Annotated in this window: 21 protein-coding genes; 9 read left to right on the plus strand and 12 right to left on the minus strand. The window is 66.0% G+C overall.

The window, feature by feature from the left end; all coding sequences use genetic code 11:
- Positions 1–52: 52 nt before the first annotated feature.
- The 3 genes from msrC (at position 53) to KVP70_RS09230 (ending at position 2,171) form a co-directional block, all read left to right on the plus strand.
- A complete protein-coding gene (gene msrC / locus KVP70_RS09220; protein ID WP_217941880.1) occupies positions 53–559 on the plus strand; it encodes a free L-methionine (R)-S-oxide reductase MsrC in 507 nt (168 codons plus the stop codon).
- 156 nt (positions 560–715) lie between these two features.
- The gene (locus tag KVP70_RS09225; RefSeq protein WP_229224708.1) at positions 716–1,312 is read left to right on the plus strand and encodes a TetR/AcrR family transcriptional regulator; all 597 of its coding nucleotides are present in this window, start codon (positions 716–718) and stop codon (positions 1,310–1,312) included.
- On the plus strand, positions 1,293–2,171 hold the full coding sequence (locus tag KVP70_RS09230) for an alpha/beta hydrolase family protein (RefSeq protein WP_217941881.1): 879 nt from the start codon (positions 1,293–1,295) through the stop codon (positions 2,169–2,171). Before KVP70_RS09225 ends, KVP70_RS09230 begins: the two co-directional genes overlap by 20 nt.
- Here the strand turns inward: KVP70_RS09230 and KVP70_RS09235 are convergent.
- Complete coding sequence (locus tag KVP70_RS09235) at positions 2,138–2,881, minus strand: GntR family transcriptional regulator (protein ID WP_217941882.1); 744 nt, start codon at positions 2,879–2,881, stop codon at positions 2,138–2,140. The genes KVP70_RS09230 and KVP70_RS09235 overlap by 34 nt on opposite strands.
- Before the next feature lie 286 nt (positions 2,882–3,167).
- Here KVP70_RS09235 and KVP70_RS09240 point away from each other — a divergent pair, with 286 nt between their 5' ends.
- A complete protein-coding gene (locus tag KVP70_RS09240; protein ID WP_217941883.1) occupies positions 3,168–5,852 on the plus strand; it encodes a TonB-dependent receptor in 2,685 nt (894 codons plus the stop codon).
- 70 nt (positions 5,853–5,922) lie between these two features.
- Here KVP70_RS09240 and KVP70_RS09245 read toward each other — a convergent pair whose 3' ends face one another.
- From KVP70_RS09245 to KVP70_RS09270, 6 genes are all read right to left on the minus strand, one after another.
- On the minus strand, positions 5,923–7,146 hold the full coding sequence (locus KVP70_RS09245) for an RNA polymerase sigma factor (RefSeq protein ID WP_217942163.1): 1,224 nt from the start codon (positions 7,144–7,146) through the stop codon (positions 5,923–5,925).
- A 31-nt stretch (positions 7,147–7,177) separates the two neighbouring features.
- A complete protein-coding gene (locus KVP70_RS09250) occupies positions 7,178–7,990 on the minus strand; it encodes a YciI family protein (RefSeq protein ID WP_217941884.1) in 813 nt (270 codons plus the stop codon).
- 34 nt (positions 7,991–8,024) lie between these two features.
- Entirely contained in the window at positions 8,025–8,438 is a 414-nt protein-coding gene (locus KVP70_RS09255) for a YciI family protein (protein ID WP_217941885.1), read from the minus strand.
- 12 nt (positions 8,439–8,450) lie between these two features.
- Complete coding sequence (locus KVP70_RS09260) at positions 8,451–8,924, minus strand: VOC family protein (RefSeq protein WP_217941886.1); 474 nt, start codon at positions 8,922–8,924, stop codon at positions 8,451–8,453.
- A 104-nt stretch (positions 8,925–9,028) separates the two neighbouring features.
- Positions 9,029–10,423 (minus strand): heavy metal sensor histidine kinase, encoded by a 1,395-nt coding sequence (locus tag KVP70_RS09265; RefSeq protein ID WP_217941887.1) that lies wholly within the window; start codon positions 10,421–10,423, stop codon positions 9,029–9,031.
- Positions 10,420–11,091: a heavy metal response regulator transcription factor gene (locus KVP70_RS09270; protein ID WP_217941888.1), complete on the minus strand. Its 672-nt coding sequence runs from the start codon at positions 11,089–11,091 to the stop codon at positions 10,420–10,422. The genes KVP70_RS09265 and KVP70_RS09270 overlap by 4 nt, the downstream gene beginning before the upstream one ends.
- Before the next feature lie 160 nt (positions 11,092–11,251).
- Between KVP70_RS09270 and KVP70_RS09275 the strand changes: the two genes are divergently transcribed.
- Genes KVP70_RS09275 through KVP70_RS09285 form a run of 3 tightly spaced genes read left to right on the plus strand, consistent with a single transcriptional unit; the run spans position 11,252 to position 13,330 of the window.
- Complete coding sequence (locus KVP70_RS09275) at positions 11,252–11,566, plus strand: CzcE family metal-binding protein (RefSeq protein ID WP_217941889.1); 315 nt, start codon at positions 11,252–11,254, stop codon at positions 11,564–11,566.
- Positions 11,535–11,969, plus strand: coding sequence for a DUF305 domain-containing protein (locus tag KVP70_RS09280; protein ID WP_217941890.1), 435 nt, complete (start codon positions 11,535–11,537; stop codon positions 11,967–11,969). The genes KVP70_RS09275 and KVP70_RS09280 overlap by 32 nt, the downstream gene beginning before the upstream one ends.
- Positions 11,966–13,330: a YncE family protein gene (locus KVP70_RS09285; protein WP_217941891.1), complete on the plus strand. Its 1,365-nt coding sequence runs from the start codon at positions 11,966–11,968 to the stop codon at positions 13,328–13,330. The genes KVP70_RS09280 and KVP70_RS09285 overlap by 4 nt, the downstream gene beginning before the upstream one ends.
- On the opposite strand, the gene KVP70_RS09290 is transcribed toward KVP70_RS09285, so the two are convergent.
- Positions 13,331–14,071: an alpha/beta fold hydrolase gene (locus KVP70_RS09290; RefSeq protein ID WP_217941892.1), complete on the minus strand. Its 741-nt coding sequence runs from the start codon at positions 14,069–14,071 to the stop codon at positions 13,331–13,333.
- A gap of 80 nt (positions 14,072–14,151) precedes the next feature.
- Entirely contained in the window at positions 14,152–15,090 is a 939-nt protein-coding gene (locus KVP70_RS09295; RefSeq protein WP_217941893.1) for an alpha/beta fold hydrolase, read from the minus strand.
- Between the two features lie 102 nt (positions 15,091–15,192).
- Here KVP70_RS09295 and KVP70_RS09300 point away from each other — a divergent pair, with 102 nt between their 5' ends.
- Entirely contained in the window at positions 15,193–15,999 is an 807-nt protein-coding gene (locus tag KVP70_RS09300) for a substrate-binding periplasmic protein (RefSeq protein ID WP_217941894.1), read from the plus strand.
- Here the strand turns inward: KVP70_RS09300 and KVP70_RS09305 are convergent.
- On the minus strand, positions 15,996–16,580 hold the full coding sequence (locus KVP70_RS09305; RefSeq protein WP_217941895.1) for a PEP-CTERM sorting domain-containing protein: 585 nt from the start codon (positions 16,578–16,580) through the stop codon (positions 15,996–15,998). The genes KVP70_RS09300 and KVP70_RS09305 overlap by 4 nt on opposite strands.
- Positions 16,581–16,670: 90 nt before the next feature.
- Positions 16,671–19,583 (minus strand): reprolysin-like metallopeptidase, encoded by a 2,913-nt coding sequence (locus KVP70_RS09310; protein ID WP_217941896.1) that lies wholly within the window; start codon positions 19,581–19,583, stop codon positions 16,671–16,673.
- Positions 19,584–19,988: 405 nt separating this feature from the next.
- On the opposite strand from KVP70_RS09310, the gene KVP70_RS09315 reads away from it, so the two are divergent.
- Entirely contained in the window at positions 19,989–20,774 is a 786-nt protein-coding gene (locus KVP70_RS09315; RefSeq protein WP_217941897.1) for a CPBP family intramembrane glutamic endopeptidase, read from the plus strand.
- A 69-nt stretch (positions 20,775–20,843) separates the two neighbouring features.
- Here KVP70_RS09315 and KVP70_RS09320 read toward each other — a convergent pair whose 3' ends face one another.
- A complete protein-coding gene (locus KVP70_RS09320) occupies positions 20,844–21,452 on the minus strand; it encodes a hypothetical protein (protein WP_217941898.1) in 609 nt (202 codons plus the stop codon).
- Positions 21,453–21,550: the final 98 nt, after the last annotated feature.

Here is a 21,550-nt window from a genome sequence, read left to right on the forward strand (position 1 = left end):
GCGCTGAAACGGCTACCATATCGTCCTGGCAAATTTTTCTTAAAAGATCATCATGACTTTCACCCTCAGCGACACCGCCTACGGCACCGACACTCCCGAAGCCAAGTTGGCCATGTTCGACGACCTGCGCTCGCAGCTGACCGGCCTGGTCCACGGCGAAAGCGACCTGATCGCCAACACCGCCAACTTCAGCTCGCTGGTATTCAACAGCATGCCCGGCCTGAACTGGGCCGGCTTCTACTTCCTCAAGGGCGACGAGCTGGTGCTGGGGCCGTTCCAGGGCAAGCCGGCCTGCATCCGCATCAAGAAGGGCCGCGGCGTCTGCGGCGCCACCGTGGTGGAAGGCAAGTCCATCGTCGTGGCGGACGTGCACGCCTTCCCCGGCCACATCGCCTGCGACGTCAACTCGCGTTCCGAGCTGGTGGTGCCGGTGCGCGGCGTGGACGGCGCGATCGTCGGCGTATTCGACCTCGACAGCCCGCTGCCGAACCGTTTCGACCAGACCGACGCCGTCGGTATCGAAGCGCTGGTCAAGATCCTCGAAGCCACGCTGCCCTAAAACCCCGGGGTCAAGTCTGACATTCGGACACGAGCTCTGCCGTAACAAGCACTACGGCAGAGCTCGTGTCCGAATGTCAGACTTGACCCCGTTTTTGGCTCGCCGGGACTATTTTTTCACTTGCCAACAGACCGACCGGTCTGTACAGTAAGCCCCATGACTACACCACCTACCCGAGAGCGGCTGATCCGCGCCATGGGCAACGCCTTGCAGCACAAGGGCTTGCACGGCGTCGGCCTGAGCGAAATCCTGGCCGACGCCGACACGCCCAAGGGCGGCCTGTACCACCACTTCCCCGGCGGCAAGACCGAGCTGGCGGTGGCGGCCATCGAACAGCAGGTGGCCGATCTGTGCGCCCTGCTCGACAAACTCCTGCCCGGCGCCGATCCGGTGGCGGCGCTGGAGCTGTGGATCGCCCGCGCCCAACAGGGACTGGCCGCCAGCGGCTTCCAGCGCGGCTGTCCGCTGGCCACGGTGGCGCTGGAATCGTCGGCGCAGGATGTCGCCATCCGCCAGGCGCTGGCCGACGGCTTTGCCGCCATCCGTGCCCGGCTGGCGCTCGCTTTCGAAGCCTCGGGCAGGATCGCCAACGCCGCCGGCCTGGCCGCGCTGATCGTGGCCGCCTACGAAGGCGCGCTGCTGCAAGCGCGCGTGGCCGGCAGCGTGGCGCCGATGGAACTGGTCGGCGCCGCCCTGTTCCCGCTGCTGCGCACTCAACTACAAGGACCACCCGATGACCAAGCTACCGACTGAGCAGCTCACCCTCCACGCGGCCGACGGCTACCCGCTCGTCGCCACGCTCTACCCGGCCGCCGGCGCCACGCGGGCCCACCTGGTCGTGGCCAACGCCACCGGCGTGCCGCAGGGCTACTACCGCCGCTTCGCCGAGTTCGCCGCCGCGCGCGGCTACCGCGTGCTGACCCTGGACTATCGCGGCATCGGCCTGTCCAAGCCGGCCACCTTGAAGGGCTTCGCCGTGGATTTCCTGGACTGGGGCCGGCTCGACCTGGCCGCCGCCGTCGAGCACATGGCCAGCGACGAGGTGCCGCTGCTGCTGGTCGGCCATTCCTACGGCGGCCACGCGCTCGGGCTGCTGCCCAACCAGCACAAGATCGCCGCCAGCTATCTGTTCGGCACCAGCGCCGGCTGGCACGGCTGGATGCCGCCGCTGGAACGGGCCAAGGTCTGGTTCACCTGGAATGTGCTCGGCCCGCTGCTGACGCGCTGGCACGGCTACCTGGCTTGGAGCAAACTGGGCATGGGCGAGGACTTGCCACTCAGCGTCTACCGGCAGTGGAAAGGCTGGTGCCGCTACCCGCACTACTTCTTCGACGATCCCAAGATGACGGGTATCCGCGGCAGCTACGACCGGGTGCGCACGCCCGTGCTGGCGATCAATTCGCTGGACGACCTGTGGGCCGGCCCCTCCTCGCGCGACGCCTTCATGGCCGGCTACCGCAACGCCCGCGTCACCCGCGTGACCATCGACCCGGCCCGCGCCGGCATCGGCGCCATCGGCCACATGGGCTACTTCAAGGCCAGGGCGCAGCCGCTGTGGGAAGACGCGCTGGCCTGGTTTCAGACCGAGCTGAGCTCCGCGACGAAGTCGTAGGCGTCGCCGCGAAAATACGAGCGGCAAAACTCCACCACCCGGCCGTCGGACAGGAAACCCAGCCGTTCGACGGCCAGCCCCGCGTCCGCCTCGCGCGCCTCCAGCAGGCGCGCCTGCTCCGCGCTCAACAGCAAGGCCGACAGCCGCTGCAAGGCCCGCACCGGCCGGTTGCCGCTGCGCTGCAGCGCCTGGTACATCGATTTATCCACCGACTCCGGCGACGGCAGGCAGTCGGCCGGCACGGTCGCGTACTCCACGCACATCGGCGTGTCGTCGGCGTGGCGGATGCGGTGGAAGCGGTACACCCGGTCGCCCGGACTGAGGCGCAGCCGCGCCGCCTCCTCGCTGGTGGCGCCGCCGGCGCTGCGCTCCAGCCAGGTGCTGCCGGGCCGCCGGCCGCGCGCCCGCATGTCCTCCGAAAATGAACTGAGCTTGGAAAAATTCTGCTCGATGCGGGTGTGGCTGATGAAGTTGCCCGAACCGGGACGCCGCACCAGCAAGCCTTCCGCCACCAGCCCGTCGAGCGCCTTGCGCACCGTCAGCCGCGACACGTTCAAATCGCTGGCCAGCTTGCGCTCCGGCGGCAGGGCGTCGTCCGGCAGCAGCACGCGCTGGGCGATGGCCTCGCGCAAGGCGCGCTGCAACTGGTGATACAGCGGCAGGCTGCTGGCATCGCCGAGCACTTTCATGATGTTGGTCAATGTCACCATACGATTCCCTTTGCCACACACTAGTACCAATTAAGTACCAAAAATTGACAGTCATCTTGAAGTATTTTTAACATTTCGCACCAAACAGGTGAATATTAAGCGATTTTTTGTCTAAAAAACACCACAACCTCGTAAATTTTCACAACTGGTAGCGCTTTGGTATCATTGTTTACAGTATATTGGCATCGAACTGGTTTGGTTGTTTGGTTTGCAAGGGGGAATCTTGCGAGAGATTCATCATCACAAGAAGTGAACAGGCCCGACCTGGGCCACTAGGAGATTTGCAATGACGTTTCGACAGCACGCAGCAAGCACCACCACCCCGGCCCGCACCGGCCTGACACCGATCGCCGCCGCCGTCGGCATGATGATCGCCGCCGCCGTCTACGCAACGCCGGCCATGGCGCAACAGGCGACGCCGCCAGCCAACGCCGACGCCCCGTCCACCATCGTGACCGTTTCGGGCGTACGCGCCGCGCTGGAACAGTCGCTCAAGCAAAAACGCAATGCCGACTCGGTGGTCGAAGTGGTGACCGCCGAAGACATCGGCAAGATGCCCGACAAAAACGTCGCCGACGCCATCCAGCGCCTGCCCGGCGTCAACATCCAGTCGTCGGCCGGCGGTGAAGGCGGCTTCGGCGAGAACGACCGCGTCAGCCTGCGCGGCACCAGCCCGTCCCTGCAGCAAACCCTGTTCAACGGCCACGCCATCAGCACCGGCGACTGGTTCGTGCTGAACCAGTTCGGCGGCAACGTCGGCCGTTCCAGCAGCTTCTCGCTGCTGCCGTCCGAGCTGGTCAGCTCGGTCGTGGTGCACAAATCGCAGACCGCCGACCTGGTCGAAGGCGGCGTCTCCGGCGCCATCGACGTCATCACCCGCCGTCCGCTGGAATTCAAGAAGGCGCTGACCTTGGAGGCGTCGGTGCAGGCGGTGTACAACGACCTGGCCAAGAAGACCGAGCCGCAATTCTCCGGCCTGTTCGCGTGGAAGAACGACAGCAACACCGCCGGCGTGCTGGTGCAGGCCTTCTCCGAAAAGACCACGGTGCGCCGCGATGGCCAGGAAGTGCTGGGCTATGTCACGGTGGGCAAGAACAGCGCGGCGGCCAAGGCCAATCCGGCGCTGGCCGGGCTGTACGTGCCGACCTTCATCGGCGCCTCGCTGTTCGAGCAGAAGAAAAAACGTGAAGGCGGCGCCTTCGATGTCGAAATCAAGCCGAGCAAGGAACTGACGCTGGACCTGAACGGCTTCTACTCCAAGCTGGACGCACCGCACCAGAACACCAACTGGCTGGCGGCGCCCGGCAACTCCTTCAACCGCGACAACCTGGTGCCCTTGAGCGTCGTCACCAAGGGCGGCACCATCACCGGCGCCTCCTTCGCCAGCAACTCGGGCGAGGTCGACAACATCTACCGTCCGGACGCCGGCGGCGAAGCCTATTACGTCGATTTCAACTTCCGCTACCGCGCCACGCAGGACCTGACCTTCAGCGGCAAGGCAGGCATGACCCACGGCGAAGGCTGGGACCACGGCGACGTCTACTACCAGAACAAGGTCAACGGCGGCATGAGCTTCCAGCTCAACGGCCTGAGCCCGGCCAGCGTCTCCTATCCCGGCGGCGTGACCACCTCGCCGGGCGGCACCGCCTGGGCCGGCGGCGGCGAATCGCAATCGATCGACAAGGAACACTACGCCCAGCTGGACGGCGAGCTGCGCATCAGCCAGGGCGTGCTCGATTCGGTCAAGTTCGGCGTGCGCGCCACCGACCACAAGCGCAGCGCCGAGCATCCGCTGGAATCGAAGCTGGGGCCGCTGGGCGGCAGCAATCCAGGACCGGCCTGGAGCGGCCAGCAGTATCCGAGCGACTTCGCCTCCAACCTGGGCGGCGGCCTGTCGTCGGCCTACTTCCGCTACGACGGCGCGGCATTGGGCGCCTGGGGCGCGGTGCCGGGCAACCGCGTGATCGACTTCGTGGCCCGCCACAACTGGCAGGACGAATTCAAGGTCAACGAAAAGACCACCGCGCTGTACGGCATGGCCAACCTGGCCGGCGACAGCTGGAGCGGCAACGTCGGCCTGCGCGGCGTGCGCACCAGGCAGACCTCGATCGTCAACCTGTCCGGCGGCACCAACCCGATCACCGGTTCGGCCTTCGGCCCGTACACGCCGACGACCTTCGAACGCACCTACAACGACGTGCTGCCCAGCGCCAACGTCAAGTACGACGTGAACCAGGACCTGGTGGTGCGCGGTGCGCTGGCGCGGGCGATCTCGCGTCCCGACTACAGCGCGCTGGGTGGCTCGGTGTCGCTCAACGACGATGCGCTGAGCGCTTCGGGCGGCAACGTCAAGCTTGACCCGGTCCGCTCCAACAACGCCGAAATCAGCGCCGAATGGTACTTCGCGCCGAAGTCTTCGCTGTCGGCAGGGCTGTTCTACATGGACCTGGTGTCGGTGGTGGCGCAGGGCGGCAGCGTGGGCACCTTCTTCAACAACAAGCAAGGCAAGATGACGGAGTACCAGATCACCTCGCCTTACACCACCAGCGGCAAGAACAAGGGCGTGGAGCTGAGCTACCAGCAGCCGCTGTTCAGCAGCTTCGGCGTGCTGGCCAACTACACCTACGCCGACGGCAAGCTGGCCGACGGCACCGAGCTGCTGAACTCCTCGAAGAGCACCTACAACATCACCGGCTTCTACGAGGATGCCAAGTTCAGCGCTCGCCTGGCGTACAACTACCGCTCCAGCTACAAGGCCGGCGTGGACCGTGGCGCGGCCCAACACGTGAAGGGCGCGGGCAACCTGGCGGGCTCGTTGAACTACAAGATCAACGAGCAGCTGTCGATCACCTTCGACGCGCTGAACCTGACCAACACCACCATCAAGATGTACGCGGAAACGCCTGACCAGCCGCGCGCGTTCTACTCGAACGGCCGCACTTTCTACCTGGGTCTGCGCGCCAAGCTGTAATCGCAGGGTTGTAACGAGGTTGTTGTACCAAGGTTTGCTGGCCCTTTACTCCCGTGGGGGCCAGCTTTTTTTATTGGGCGGCGGCGCGCGCCAGCAGTAGCGTGCGCTCCCGCTCGTTCTGCGTCAGCTGCGCGGCCCGTTCGAATTCGTGGCGCGCTTCGTCATGCCGGCCCAGCTTGGACAGGAAGTCGCCACGCACGCTGGGCAGCAGGTGGTAGTTCTTCAGCGCCGCCACATCCATCAAGCCATCCACCACTTCCAACCCCGCCGCCGGCCCGAAGGCCATCGCCAGCGCCACCGCGCGGTTCAGTTCCACCACCGGCGATGGCGTCAGCTGCGCCAGCGCGTCGTACAGCGCGGCGATGCGCTGCCAGTCGGTGTCGGCCGCCAAGCGCGCGCGCGCGTGGCAAGCCGCGATGGCCGCCTGCACGCCGTAGGAGCCCAGTCCGCGCCCGGTTTGCTCGGCGCGCGCCAGCGCCGCCAGGCCGCGCCGTATCAGCATCTGGTCCCAGCGCGCGCGGTCCTGCTCCAGCAGCAGGATGGGCTCGCCCTTCGGCCCCACGCGGGCGCGGGCGCGCGAGGACTGGATCTCCATCAGCGCCACCAGGCCGTGCACTTCCGCTTCGTCCGGCGCCAGCTCGGCCAGGATGCGGCCCAGCCGCAGCGCTTCCTCGCACAGCGCCGGCCGCATCCAGTCGGCGCCGGCGCTGGCGGAATAGCCTTCGTTGTAGATCAGGTAGATCACTTGCAGCACCGACGCCAGCCGCTCCACCAGCTCATGCGCGCGCGGCGCCTCGAACGGCACCTTGGCCTCGGCCAGCGTGCGCTTGGCGCGCACGATGCGCTGCGCCACCGTCGCTTCCGGCACCAGGAAGGCGCGGGCGATTTCCTCGGTGCTCAGGCCGCCCAGCATGCGCAAGGTCAGCGCCACCCGGCCGTCGGTCGGCAGCACCGGGTGGCAGGCCACGAACACCAGCCGCAGCAGGTCGTCGCCGATGTCGTTTTCCAGCGCGTCGGCCACGGCCGCGTCAAGGTTGGGGGCGGCGTCCTGCAGCACGCCTTCGATTTCGTAGGTGAGCTCCGCTTCCTTTTCCTGGTGCAGCTGGCGGCGCCGCAGCACGTCCAGCGCGCGGTTCTTGGCGACGGTGGTCAGCCACGCGGCCGGCTGGTCCGGCACGCCGGTTTCCGGCCAGCGCTCCAGCGCCATCACCAGCGCGTCCTGCGCCAGCTCCTCGGCCTGGCCGACGTCGCGCAGCATGCGCGCCAGCACGGCGATAATCTTGGCGGACTCCATCCGCCATACCGCCTCGACGATCTTGGGGACGTCAGCCGCCACGGGCTTTCTTCCTGAACGCTTCGCGCAGGCCGGACTCCAGCAGCTCGGCGCGCAGGCGTTCTTCGGCCGCGCGCATCTCCGGCGTGAATTCCTGGTGGGCGATGCGCTCGCAGGCTTCGCGGATCTCCAGCGTCAGGTCGCCGGGGCTCGGGTAGGGATAGGTCTTGGCCCAGGCGATGGCATCGTCGAGCGAGGCCGCCTGCACCATCCAGTAGCCGGCGATCAGTTCCTTGACTTCGGCGAACGGACCGTCGACCACCGAGGTTTTCGAATTGGCGAAGTGGACGCGGGTGGCGGAGGCGCTGGCCTTCAGGCCCTCGCCGGCCAGCAGCACGCCCTGCTGCACGCCCGCTTCGTTGAAGGCGTTCATGTCGTCGATGATTTCCTTCGGCGGCACCAGGTCGGCCTCCAGGTCGTCGTCGGAACGGATGAAGATCACGTAGCGCGTCAAGGCTTCGTCGCGGCGCGGCAGCGTGCCGGCCGCCGTGCCGCGTTCGTCGAAGCCGAGGCAGTTGCCGGGGCAACCGGCGTCGCGGATTTCATACACTGCGCCGCTGTCGAACAAGGGCCACCAGCGCACCTGTTCGATGGCGTCCTCTTTCGATTCGGCCTCGATCAGCGTGAAGCCGGCCACCAGTTCCCTGGGCGCGAACGGCCCGTGCAGCACGCTCCACTGGCCGTCGCGCCGCAGCAGGCGCACCGCCTCCGTGCTGGGTTTGAGAAAGGTTCCCGGCTCCAGCGCGGGCGGCTGCTGGCCGCGTTCGGTGCTCTGGTTGGCGCGGCGCAGTATCATGAATTCCATCGCATACTCCTTGGTTGTCGCTAAGGTAGCAGCATCACAGGCGGGCGCGCAAGGCTTCTTCCTGCGCGACCAGCTGCGGCGTGGCCACCTCGCCGAAATCCTCCATCTCGAACACCTGGCGGATTTCGATCTCCGACGGCGTGTCGAACGGATTCGGGCAGCGCTTCATCCACTCGATGGCCTCCTCCTTCGACTTCACCTGTATGAGCCAGAAACCGGCGATCAGTTCCTTGGTCTCGGCGAACGGGCCGTCGATGACGGTGCGCTTGGGGCCGTCGTACAGGATGCGCGCGCCCTTGGAGCTGGGATGCACTCCCTCGCCGGCCAGCAGCACGCCGGCGTTGACCAGGTCTTCGTTGAACTTGCCCATCGCGGTCAGCAGCTCGACGCTCGGCATCTTGCCCGCCTCGGAATCCTCGGTGGCTTTAACGATAATCATGAAACGCATGGTGTTCTCCGGTTAGCCGCAGTTGGGCATTTGTTTTTTCATCTCGGCGTTCATTTCCTCCGGCGTCATATCCTTGACGTGGGTGGCGATCGACCAGACGTGGCCGAACGGGTCGGTGACCTGGCCGTAGCGGTCGCCCCAGAACATGTCGGCCGGCGGCATCCTCTCGGTGGCGCCGGCGGCGATCGCCTGGGCGTAGGTGGCGTCCACATCGGGCACGTAGATGTGCAGCGTGACCGGGCTGCCGTTCAACTTCTTGGGGCCGAGGTTGCCGAAGTCGGGCATCTCGTCCACCAGCATGACGGTGGAGTCGCCGATGCGGACGGCGGCGTGTATCAGCCTGCCGTTCTGGCCGGGAATGCGCGCGGTCTCGGTGGCCTTGAAGGCTTTTTTATAGAACTCGATGGCGTCTGCCGCGCCGTCGACGACCAGGTGGGGGGTGACGCTGTGCATGCCTTCTGGAATCGGATCTACTTTTGCAGTCATGATGCTCTCCTTTGTGTGGGTTGGGGCGAGTGAGTATGCTCACTCTACCTCCACGACGAAGCAGCACGCGTCAAATCGACAAATATTTTTAGATTTTTTTAAAATTATTTAAACAGCAGGAAAAACGTGGTGTTGGCGCCCTCCGCGCTCTCGACCCGGACGCTGCCGCCATGCAAGGCCATGATGGCGCGCACGATGGACAGGCCCAGCCCGGCCGAGTGGGCCTGTCCGGAGCGGGCGGCGTCTGCGCGGTAGTAACGGTTGAAAATATGCGGCAAGTGTTCCGGCGCGATGCCGGGACCGGTGTTGGCGACCGCCAGCTCGATACCCTGCCCGCCTCGCCGCGCCGTCAACCGGATCGCGCCGCCGGCCGGCGTGTAGCGCAGCGCATTCGACACCAGGTTGCCGACCGCGCGCTGCAGCAGCACCGGATCGAGTCGCGCTTCGATGGGCAGCGCCTCCACTTCCAGCCGCACGCCGACGTCGTCGGCCAGGATCTCGAAATAGTCGTGGATGCGCAGCAGCTCGGCGCGCAGGTCCAGCGGCTCGCGCTGCACGGCCAGCTGGGCGTTGTCCACCCGCGCCAGGAACAGCGTGTTCTCGATCATGCGCGCCAGCCGCTCGTATTCCTCCGAGTTGGAGGCCAGCAGCGCCTGGTATTCCTCCGCCGTGCGCGGCCGCGCCAGCGCCACCTGGGTTTCCACCATCAGCGTGTTGACCGGCGTGCGCAGGTCGTGCGCCAGGTCGGCGGCGAAGCCGGACAGGCGCTGCACGCCGTCCTCCAGCCGGTCCAGCATGGCGTTGAAGGCCTCGCCCATCTCGCGCAGCTCCACCGGCGCGTCGCCCACCGACAGCCGGGTGTTGAGGCGGTTGGCGTTGATGTCGTTGGCCTTGGCGATCACGCTGCGCAGCCGGCGCATGCTGTGGTGCACGATGACGTAGCCGAGCAGGATGGCCAGCAGCGCGCCGCCGCACAGCGCCACCAGCAGGTCGACGGTGTAGCCGCGCAGGATCTTGAGGCGGTCGGAGCGCTCGCGCGCCAGCGTGATGCGCACCGTCTCGCCGCCGCCCATCCGCCCCGCAGCGCTGACCATGCGGCCGACGCCGGCCTCCGGTGTCCAGTCGTGGATATCGGCCAGTGTCAGCGCGCGCTGGACCGGCACGCTGTCGACGCGCGGCAACGGCCGCGAGGTGGGCGCCGATTGCAGCAACGCCGCGCCATCGGGCCCGTTCACGCGCAGCATGAAGTCGTGGCCGGACAGGGTTTCCATCAGCGGCCGCTGGTCCTGCGCGATCGACTGCGGCGACGGCAGGCCGGCGATGATGCGCCGGATCTGCGACACCTTGTTGATCAGTTCCACGTCGTCGCGACCGGCCATTTGCCGCGCCAGCGTCGTGTACAGGTAGGCGCCGGCCGCCAGGAAGGTGGTCACCGCGACCGCCGACAACAACAGCGCCACCCGCAAGGTCAGCGACAGCGGGCGCCGGCCCCACCTCACGAGCGCACTTCCAGCAAATAGCCCATGCCGCGCACCGTTTGCACCAGTTTGTCGGCGTAAAGATCGTCGACCTTGGCGCGCAGGCGGCGGATCGCCACGTCGACCACATTGGTGTCGGAATCGAAGTTCATGTCCCACACCATCGACGCGATCTGGGTACGCGACAGCACCTCGCCCTGGCGCTTGGCCAGCAGGTGCAGCAGCGCGAATTCCTTGGCGGTGAGTTCGATGCGGTCGCCGTGGCGCGTGACGCGGCGGCGCAGCACATCGATCTCCAGGTCGGCGATGCGGATCAGCTCCATCTCGCGCACCGGGCCGCGCCGCATCAGTGTCTTGATGCGGGCCAGCAGTTCGGCGAAGGCGAAGGGTTTGACCAGGTAGTCGTCGGCGCCCAGCTCCAGGCCCTTGACGCGGTCGGCCACCTCGTCGCGCGCGGTCAGGAACAGCACCGGCGTCTGCTTGCGTTCGCGCAGCCTGGCCAGCACCGCCCAGCCGTCCATCTGCGGCAGCATCACGTCCAGCACGATCAGGTCGTAGTCGTGCTCCAGCGCCAGCGCCAGGCCGTCGACGCCGTTGCGTGCCAGGTCGGCCACGTAGCCCGATTCCTGCAAGCCCTTGACCAGATAGGCGCCCGCCTTGGGCTCGTCCTCTACAACCAGTATCTTCATGATGTTCTCCAGATGCGGCATTGTCGGCCTTTTGCAGAGGCGGTTGGATTACAAATCTGTCATTTGCACGTCATGCTGCCGTCAGCGGCGCCTCTCTAGACTGGCTCCATCGATACGACAAACGCATCGATATCCCGGATAACCACTCAAGGAGCACACCATGTTCAATACTTTCCGCATCACCGCAGCAGCCGTCCTGACCCTTGCCACCGCAGTAGCCGGCGCCAATGAATACGGCACCGCCGTCGCCCCGGCCAACGCCGAGCGCCACGTGATCATCACCGCCAGCACGCCGTGGATCAACGTCAACAACGGCGACACCGTGGAATTCCAGTCCAACGGCGCCAGCTTCACCTGGCATTTTGACACGCTGCACGACGGCGCCGCTTTCGATCTGTCGAACATCGCGCCGGCCGGCAGCGTGGACCACAAGGTGACGGTGTATGTCGCCCCCAACCCGCTGTACCGTGGCTAAGGCCATGCGTACGGTCGCCGCCTGCGTCCTGGCGCTGGCGGCGCTGCATGCCGGCGCCCAGGAGCATCAGCATGGACATCAGCACGGCGGTGACGGCGCCGCCGCGCCGCCGGCATTTGTCGCCAGCACCGCCAAGTCCTTCGACGCCCTGATGGACGACGCGATGGCGGTGATGGACGCCGGCATGAAGCAGGCGCCGATGAACGGCGTCAGCGAGCATGACTTTGTCACCATGATGATCCCGCACCACCAGGGCGCGGTCGACATGGCCAAGGCCCTGCTGCTCTACACCCAGGACCCCGAGCTGCGCAATCTGGCGCTCGGCATCATCGCCGAGCAGCAGAACGAGATCAAGGTGATGCAGGCCTGGCTGCAACGCCACACCAACAAGGAGAAACAATGAAGACCATCGCTTTGGCGATCACCACGCTGCTGTCGGCATCCGCCTTCGCTGCGCCGTCGGCGCTGGACCGCGTCTATACGGCGGACCAGAACACCAACACGATTTCCGTGTTCAGTCCCGCCAGTAATAAGCTGCTGGGCCAGATCAAGCTGGGCAACGCGCGCCCGGACGTGCTGTCGCCGCTGTATCGCGGCGAGATCAATGTGCATGGCCTGGGCTTTTCGCCGGACCACAAGACGCTGATCGCCATTGCCAACGGCTCCAACTCGGTCACCTTCATCGACACCGCGACCAACAAGGTCAAGGGCAAGACCTACGTGGGACGCTCGCCGCACGAGGGCTTCTTCAGCGCCGACGGCAAGGAGGTCTGGGTGGTGGTGCGCGGCGAGGACTACATCTCCGTCATCGACCCGTCCACTTACCAGGAAACCCGCCGCATCCAGACCGACCTCGGACCCGGCATGGTGCTGTTCCACCCGGATGGCAAGCTGGCCTTCGTGGTCTCCAGCTTCACGCCGAAGGTCGACGTGATCGATGTCGCCACGCACGCCGTCATCAAGCGCATCGGCGTGGCCAGTCCGTTCTCGCCCTTCCTGCAATTCACGCCGGACCATGGCGAGATGTGGATGACGCACAAGGACGCCGGCAAGGTCACGCGCGTCAGCACCAAAACGCTGGAAGTGACGGGCGTGATCGACACCGGCTTCATCACCAACCACCTGGCCTTCGCCACCGTCGGCGGCGAAGTGCGTGCCTACGTGACGATAGGCGGCGAGAACGTGGTCAAGGTCTTCAGCACCGGCAAGGAGCCAAAACTGCTGGCGGCCATCGCCACCGGCGCGTTGCCGCACGGGATCTGGGCCTCGGACGACAGCAGCCGCCTCTACGTCGGCCTGGAAAACGGCGATGGCGTGCAGGTGATCGACAGCGCCAGCAACCAGATCGTCGCCACCATGCCGGGCGGGCAGGCGCCGCAGGCTTTGGTGTATTTGTCGAAGGTGGCGCCGTCGGCGGACGACCGCGCCAACCTGGTGCCGCGCGTGAACCAGGATGCGCACAACATCCCATTCAAAGCCATCGCCGGCGAAGGCAAGGGCTTCGCGGTGGTGCGCAACCTGGGCGTGGTCGATGCGATGGAGGTGTTCCTGTACAAGCTAAAGCCGAATACGGTTTATAACGTTACCGTCGGCAGTCCGGCCGCTCCGCTGGGCAGCTTCCGCACCAACGATGCCGGCATGGCCAACGGCACGATGATAGGTCCGGTGCGTATGCAAGCGACCAGCGATGCGGCCGTGCGCGCCGACCGTCTGTCCGTGACGGAGGCCGGCGCCAGCACTGCGGTGCTGGTCAGCGCGCTGTAGTTATTTGGCCGCTTCAAGGATGAGGTTTGCAATCTCGTCCGGGTGCGAGATCATCGACACATGGCTGGACGCCAGTTCGATGGTCTTCGCGCCCATGCGTTTGGCGACAAAACGCTCCAGCTCCGGCGAGGTGGTGCGGTCATCCTGCGACACCACGTAGTAGCTTGGTTTGTACTTCCACGCCGCCTGCGTGGTGCGCGCGGCGAACAGCGTTTGCGAGATCCGGCCCTGCGATGCGTACAGCACGCGCGCCCTGGCCGGATCGAGATCGCCGGCGAAGTCGCGCACAAAAGCCTGTTCGCTCAGTTGGGCGTAGCCGTCGGGCGACTTCACCAGGCCGGCCGCCGCCGGTGGCGCCGGGAATTTGGCGGCCAGTGCGCCGTAGTCCTCGCCCACGTCCGGCGCGCGCGCGGCCAGGTAGACCAGCGCCGCCACTTTCGGATCGTTGCCGGTCTCGCTGATGACAGTGCCGGCCCACGAGTGGCCGACCAGGATCGTCGGGCCATCCTGCAAGGCCAGCACGCGGCGCGTGGCTTCGGCGTCGTCGGTCAGCGAGGTCAGGGGATTCTGCACCGACGTGACATGCATGCCGGCCTTTTGCAGGCGGGCGATAACGTCGTTCCAGCAGGAGCCGTCGGCGTAGGCGCCGTGCACCAGCACGACGTTGTGGACCGACGGCGCGGACAGTGCGACTGGTGCCGTCAGCATCGCTGCGACGGCAAGAAGGGTAGGTTTGATCATGGTGCGGTTTCCTCTCGGGTTAAAAACCCAGTATAGAAACCGCCCCCTGACCCGGACATGACGCCGGCATTACAAACGGATTACAAATCAATGAACTCCACCAGCGCCGGCACCACTTGCCCGGGCGCCTCGTCGATCAGCCAGTGGCCCGAGCCCTGGACGATGACGCTCTTCACATTGGTGGCCACCGTGCCGACCTGCTTGCCGAGGAATTCGCCGGCCGAGTACTGGCCGGCCAGGGTCAGCACCGGCATGCTCAGCTTGGTCTGCGACAGCGGGCCGAAGTCGGCGGCGTCGCGTTCGAAATCGCTGAAGTAGGCGAAGCCGGCGCGCATGCCGCCCGGCTGCGCATAGGCCGCCGTGTACAACTTGCGGTCCGCTTCTTTCACCGACTTGGTCTTGTCGGCCGAGAAGTCGTTCCAGAAGTGTTCGAAGTAGATGCGTTCGCGGCCCTGCACCAGCGCCAGCGGCGTTTCGCCGTAGAAGTGGAAGTGCCACACGGCCTTGGCCGGGAAGGCATTGCGCCAGTCGCCGACGCCCGGAATGAAGGCGTCCATCAGCACCAGCTTACTGGTGTCGGCCGGGAACTGGGCGGCGTAGCCGTAGGCCACCATCAGGCCGATGTCGTGGCCGACCACGGCGGCCGGCTCGCTGCTGACGCCCTTGACCAGTTCATGGATATCGACCGCCATGGTTTTCTTGTCGTAGCCGCCGGCCGGCTTTTCCGAGCCGCCGGCGCCGCGCAGGTCGGGGACGATGACGGTGTGGTGCTTGACCAGTTCGGCCATGGCCGGCGTCCACATGTGGCCGGTCTGGCCATAGCCGTGCAGCAGCACGACCGGGCTGCCGTGGCCGCCGATCTTGTAGTGCAGCCGGACGCCGTTCACTTGCGCGTATTGGTCGGCAAACCCGTCGACCTTGACGTCGATCGGCGCGGCGGCCGCGGCGGCCAGGCCGGTGCTCAGTACGAGGGTGGCGGCGGCCAGGCTGCGGCGGATCATCTTGGTGCTGGTGTTCATGTTAGGCTCCTGAGTGGCGGGTTGGTGCAGTCACTATATGTTTCACACTTAAGATCATCAATACGCTGGACATCAATCAATCATTCACAATTTATGAATTTGATGCGACCCTCCGCCCTCGCCTTCCTGCTGCTGACGCTGGCCGCAGGCGCCCAGGCCTGCGTGCTGCACATCGGCTACACCTCGCAGAACGCGCCGCCCTATTTCCTCGGCGCCGACAGCGTGCCGGCGGCGCCCGGCGCCACCGTGGAACTGCTGAACGAAATGGCGGCCCAGGCCGGCTGCAAAACCGAACTGGTGCGCCTGCCGACCGCGCGCCTGCTGCTGGCGGTGAACGCCGGCCAGATCGACGCCACCGCGCTGGCCACGCCGCCCACCGGGCTGCCGTCGGTGGTCTATCCGCTCGACGGCCAGGGCCGGCCCGATCCGGCGCGCGGCCTGCAGCACACCACGGTGATCATCGTGCGGGCGGCGGACCGGGCGGCGGCCACCGCCGACCTGAACGGTTTCCTGCGCGGGCGCCGGGTGGGCGTGTCGCACGGCGTGTCGTTCGCCGGCGAGCTGCGCGCGGCCGGCATGCGGGTGGACGACGGCGCCGCCGACGCCCGCCGCAATTTCGACAAGCTCAAGCGCAACCGCGTCGACGCCGTGGCGATGTCGCTGAATGTGGCGGGCGATATGGACGAACTGCTGGCGCGCGAACACGGCAAGGAGCTGGTGCGGCTGGAGCGGCCGCTGAGTTCGCACTCGCTGTGGTTGATGGTCAACAAGGACTACTATGGCGCGCACGGCGCGGCCGTGGACGAGATGTGGAACTGGCTGGGCAGCAAAGGCCGCAAGCGCCTGCCGCAATTGCTGAAGAAGTATGAAGCGCTGCCGCAGCGAGGCGGCAGCGCGCCAAGCCATTAGCCGGCTTTACGACGGCGCAGCGCCGCCAGGCCGACCAGGCCAACGCCCAGCATCAGGTAGGTTTGCGGTTCCGGCACGGCGGTCGTCACCAGCGTCAGCGTGCCCAGCTGCGGCGAGATGTCGACCGGCTGGGAATTCTGGAACACCGCGTCGACAAAGCTCAGCGTGCTGGTGCCGGCGCCGATGACATTGAAACTCAGGTGTGCCAGACTGCCACCGCCGCTGACGCCGGGCACCGGACCGAACTTGAAGCCGTACACATAGCCCACCTGCCCCGGCGTGCCGGACAGATCGGCCACGCCGAAGCCGGTGGCGCCGCCGTCGGAACCCAGGAAGCCGCCCTCGCCGGCGCCGCTCGCCTGCAGATAGGCCGGATTGAACGCCAGCGAGAAGTTGTAGCCATACAGATCGGTCACGCCGGCGATGCGGATGTCCAGCTCGATGGTCGAGCCCACCACGCCGCTCGATGGCGTGGCGACGATGCTCAGCACCGGATCGGCCGCGTAGGCCGACGGTGCGGCGAAAGCGGCGGCCAGCAGCGCGGCGCCGGCCTGGAATTTCCATTTATTCAAACTCAACATATTCATTTTCCTTTGCCCATCAGGCTGAGATTTCTGCATCGGCGCCGCGCCGGCCGTGGGCCGGCGGCGGCGCCGCTAGTGTGTGGCGGCTTACAGGCGGCAACCGCCTGCGATGCGTTGCGACTCGGCGACCAGGTCGCGGGCATCGACCACGCCATCCTTGTTCAGGTCGGCGCGCGCGTCGTAGCCGGCCTGGCCCGTGCGTTTGCCCAGCGCAGCCTTGATGAGCGCCAGGTCGTCGCAGTTGACGGCGCCGTCACCGTTGACATCGCCCACCAGGCGGATCGTGAAGTTGGCGTTCGACACATCGAAGAAGATGTTGTCGATGGCTTCCACCTTGATGCGCGCGGTGCTGCTGGCCACCAGCGGCAGCGTAACGACCTTGCTGCCGTTGTTGGCCGTGCTGGCCGCCAGGGTGTACGGGTAGGTGTTGCCGCCGTCGGTGGACAGCGCGATCTTCACGTTGGCGGTGTTGACCGGCGCGACGTCGGTGTTGGCCACGCTCCAGGTCACGGTCTGGGTCGAGCCGCCATCGAGCGACAGCGCGGTGTTCGGCGACGTCACCAGGAAGGGGCCGGCGTTGGGCGCCAGCACCAGCTTGGTGCTGGCGTTGCCGACGCCGCCACGGCCGTCACGCGCGGTCAGGCGGAAGTTCAGCGCGGCCGGATTGGCGTTGGCGCTGTAGCCCACGTAGTCGGCCGTCGGCAGGAACTCCGAGTAGCACTCGATGTCGGCCGGGGTCGGCGTCGCCGCGGCGACCGGGCAGGCGCCGGTTTCGGCGTTGGTGTTGTTGGCCAGGATCTGCGACAGGTCGGGGAACACGCGGGTCGGATTGGTGCTGACCTGGTTCTCACCCGGCGAACCGTACTTGATGGCGTCGTCGTTGCTGACCACGGCGCGCACGCCGAACTGGCGGAACAGCGGGCCATTGGTCTTGACGTTGCTGATCAAGCCGGTGCCGTTGCCGTTGGCGCGGTCGTTCTGTTCCCACATGTAGGTCAGCGTATCGCCTTCGCCGTCGGTGGCGCTGCCGGTCAGCGCGAACGGCGTGCGCACCGGGATCGTGTAGCCGGTTGGCGCCGTCACCACCGGCGTGGTATTGCCGGTGAACGACAGCGCGCCGCGGCGGGTGGTCGGGCCGCCGGCGACGATCTCGCCGACATAGCCACTGCAACCGCCGCTGCAATTGACCAGCTGGAGTGGCGCGACCTTGGTGCCGGCCAGTGCGCCGGTGAAGGTCAGCGTGACGGCGTTGTCGCTGACCGAACTGACGTTGACGGTGGCGCCAGCAGGCCAGCCGGCGATGCCTTCGATCGCGTTCTTGATGCCGCCGACGTTGAAGTTGCTGCCGCGGACGATAGGCGCCGAGTCGTTGCCGTTGTAGCGCAGCTTGAATTGCTGGGTGCCGCCGAAATTGGTCAGCGCCAGCATCTGCACTTCGTTGGCGTTGGTTTCCGCGCCCGAGGTGTAGGCGACGATTTCATCGAAGCTGCGCTGCGACCAATAGGCGTCGCTGTGGGTCTGCAAATCGTCGGTGCCGCAAATGCCGGCGTAGGCCATGATCGACGAGCCGCTGCCCGGTTCCACCGAGGTGCCGGCGTTGCGGTTGCCGCCCGAGCAATTGCTGATCACGCCGTTGAAGGTGTGGTTGCCGGAGAACTGGTGGCCCATTTCATGCGCCACGTAGTCGACCGCGTAGAAGTCGCCGACCGGGGTGGGAATGCCGGTGCAGCCCTGGGCCTTGGCGCTGCCGCCGACCACGCCCAGGCTGGCGATGCCGCCGCCGTTGAGGCCGAGCGCGATATGGCCGACGTCGAAGTTGCCGGCGCCCGCCAGCAGGCCGGCGACGACGCGGTTGCGCGACAGCGTACCGCCGCCGCAGCTGTCCGATTGGGACGCTGTGAAGCAGGCGTTGGCGCCGCAGGGACCGTTGGCGCCGGTCATCAGCGCCGGCGTGTCCAGGTTCAGGGCGTCGGTATTGTTGATCAACATCAGGCGGATCGCGGTCTCGTCTTCATACACCTGGGTGACGCGGTTGATCAGCGTGACCTTGGCCGCCGTCACGTTGGCCGGGCCGCCGAAATAGCTGGCGTAGGACGGATCGGTGACCAGCGCCAGGCGGTAGGTGCGCAGCTGGTTGCCGGAAACCGGGCCGGCCACGGACAGGTCGTCCACCACGTGGTAGGCCACGGTGCTGGTCGACTTGCCGTCGGTGGCGCTGACTTCAAAGGCGCCGGTGTTGCGCGACGGATCGGCCACCAGCGAGGTGTTGATCACCCCTTCCGCATCGGCGGTGACGACCAGGCTCTGGCGCGTGCCGCTGTCGCCTTCGTTGCGCACCGACACGGTGACCGAAGCGCCCGGCGTGAAGCCGGCGCCGCGCACTTCGACCTGGTCGTCGGCATGGTAGAAGCCTTGCGACAAGGCGATCTGCGCCTCGGTCAGCGGCGCCTCGCGCAGCGCGCCGTGGCGGTTGGTCAGGTCGCGGCTGTGATAGCTGTTGTAGACGCTGTCGTCCAGCGCGGTTTGCGGGTCGACATACCAGGCGCCGGCCGGCGTGCGCACCGAGGCGTGCAGGCCCAGCGGGGTGATGTCCATGCGCAGGCTGGCGTTCGGATCGTCGATGCCTTTGCCGGCGTAGGTCTTGATTTCGGGGTGCTTGGCGGCCAGGCCGGCTTCCATGATCGGCGAGTCGACGATGGCGAAGCGCTGGTAGCCGCCGTCCGGGTGCGGCAGGGAAATGATCAGCGGGCTGACGGCGGCGGCGTCGCTGCGCTCCAGCGGCGCCGACTGGGCCAGTTGCTTGAGGCCTTGGCGATTCAGGCTGGCGGCGTGGAAGCGGCGCGGGCCGGTGGTGCTGGCGGACTGTGTGGTTCTGCCGTTGGCGGCGCCCACGTCCTGCCAGAAGTCGCCGGTCGGCTGGCTGGCGGTCGGTCCATCCTTGGCGATGACGGCGGCGGAGCTGGAGATGGTCCAGCCCAGGGCCATGAAGGCGAATAACATGCGTCCGGCGGTAGGACGCAGCGTTGCCCCGGCCTTTTTGAGGCGGGGGGACGGTGACGGATTCACTGAAATTTTCATGCCTGCTATACCCTTAATTTAAAGGAAAATATGCCCAGTGAAACATTCATGTGTTGCGAACAAGACATGCAAAAGTTTCAACTTAAGTATTGCTTAATTCATTTTTCGTCACAACAGCTGTTCCAACATTTTTTTACGGGGCACCGGAAACGCAGGCGTTTCGGACGCAAACACCCATCAGGACCGTTGTCTTTAATACACAGTTTCCATTTATCTGTTAGTCAAGACGCGGGAAAGCGAAGGCGGGAGATTGGCAGGGCTTTCGTTTGACCGCCGTCAAAATTGCATTCATGTATTATTGCTTTAGACAAAACACGAACCAGGCACATGAAAAGAGTCCGCATTACTTTGCCCTTGGCGCTCGTCGCACTGACGGTGTGGCTGGGCCTGACCCTGGGGGTCGGCCGGCTGCTCAGCGGCGGCCGGCAGCTATCGCTGTTTGATGCGGTGGCCGCTGCCATCGGTCCGGCCTGGGTGCTGGCGGTCTTGTTTTCCGTGGTGGTGGCGCTGGCGTCGACCGAACGCCGCGCCGCCGGCCTGCGCGCGCCCGAATCGTGGAAATCGCTGTGGCTGGTCTGGCCGCCGCTGCTCTATGCGCTGCTGATGCTGCTGGTGGCGTGGGCGGGCGGCTGGCCGCCATCGCAGGTGCTGCTGATCGTCGGCTGCAATACGGCGCTGGTCGCGGTGTCGGAAGAACTGATGTTCCGGTCGGTGCTGCTGCAAAGCCTGCTTGACCGGCATGCGATCTGGCCGGCCGTGTTGATCTCGTCGTTGCTGTTCGGCGTGGTGCACACGCTCAATGGATTGGCGACCGGTGACTTCTGCAGCGCGCTCTGGCAAGCGGTCGCGGCCTCGCTGCAGGGCGTCGGCTATGCGGCCATCCGCCTGCGCACGCGCTCGGTGTGGCCGATGGTGGTGGTGCACGGCCTGTGGGACTTTGCGTTGGTGACATCGGCGCTGACGGCGGCGAAGACCGGCGAGGGATCGGTGCTGCCGTTCGCCGCCGTGCTGGCGGTGCTGCCGCTTTGCCTGTACGGCGTGTTCCTGCTGCGCGGCAGCCAGCGGGCGTTGCTGCACACGGAGCCGCCTGACGCGCAACAGCGCGCGTCGTAAGGAACAGGCGGATTCCAAGGCGCGCCCTTGAAACTCAGGGCGCCTGGCGGTCCGGCGACCCGGGGTGGCTTATGGCCAGGTCGGGCAAGGGCCGAGGCTGGCGCCGTAGTAACTGGCGATGGCTTTCGACTCATTGTTGTTGCAGGACAGCGCTACCGTCTGGCTCTGGTCCGGCTGGCCGGGTTTGAAGCACAGCGGAATGAAGCTGGGGCTGAAGTAGGTCGGGAAGCCCGGCATCGGATAAGGGTTCACGCAAGTTCTGATCGGGGCGGTAGTTTGACTGTCGGCGTTGGAGGTCCAGCGTATATACCCTCTCGCGTCCATGACATAGGCGTTGCCGTAATTGCTCACGCCGAGGCGGTAGTTGCGGCTGAAGGCGCCACCACCGGTGCCGGAGCTCCATACAGCGTTCGCGGGGATGGTCTCGCCGCGGTATTGGACGAAGTTGCCATCGGTCTGAATCAGCGCCTGTTCGCCATTGGCATAGGCCGCCCATATCGGCTTCATGTCGGCTTTGCGGTAGACCACGAGGTTGCCGTCGCCCTGTTGTATCAGAAAATACTTGCCATCATCCGACTCGATGGTCTGCCCCACCCGCAAGGACTGGCCGGCGCCGATCTCCTTGGCCTGGATACTGAAAGCGCTAAGCAGCAACAGCGCGCCGCAGGCTAATTTCATTGAACTCTTCATGCTTGCTTCCCTAATGGTTATGGGGAGATCCCCATGGTTTGATAAACATCGCGACACGCGAGGTGTTGCGACGACAGGTGAAAGAA

Origin of the sequence: Duganella violaceipulchra, from assembly GCF_019166075.1 — a bacterium.
In the GTDB taxonomy this organism is placed as follows: Bacteria; Pseudomonadota; Gammaproteobacteria; order Burkholderiales; family Burkholderiaceae_D; genus Rugamonas; species Rugamonas violaceipulchra.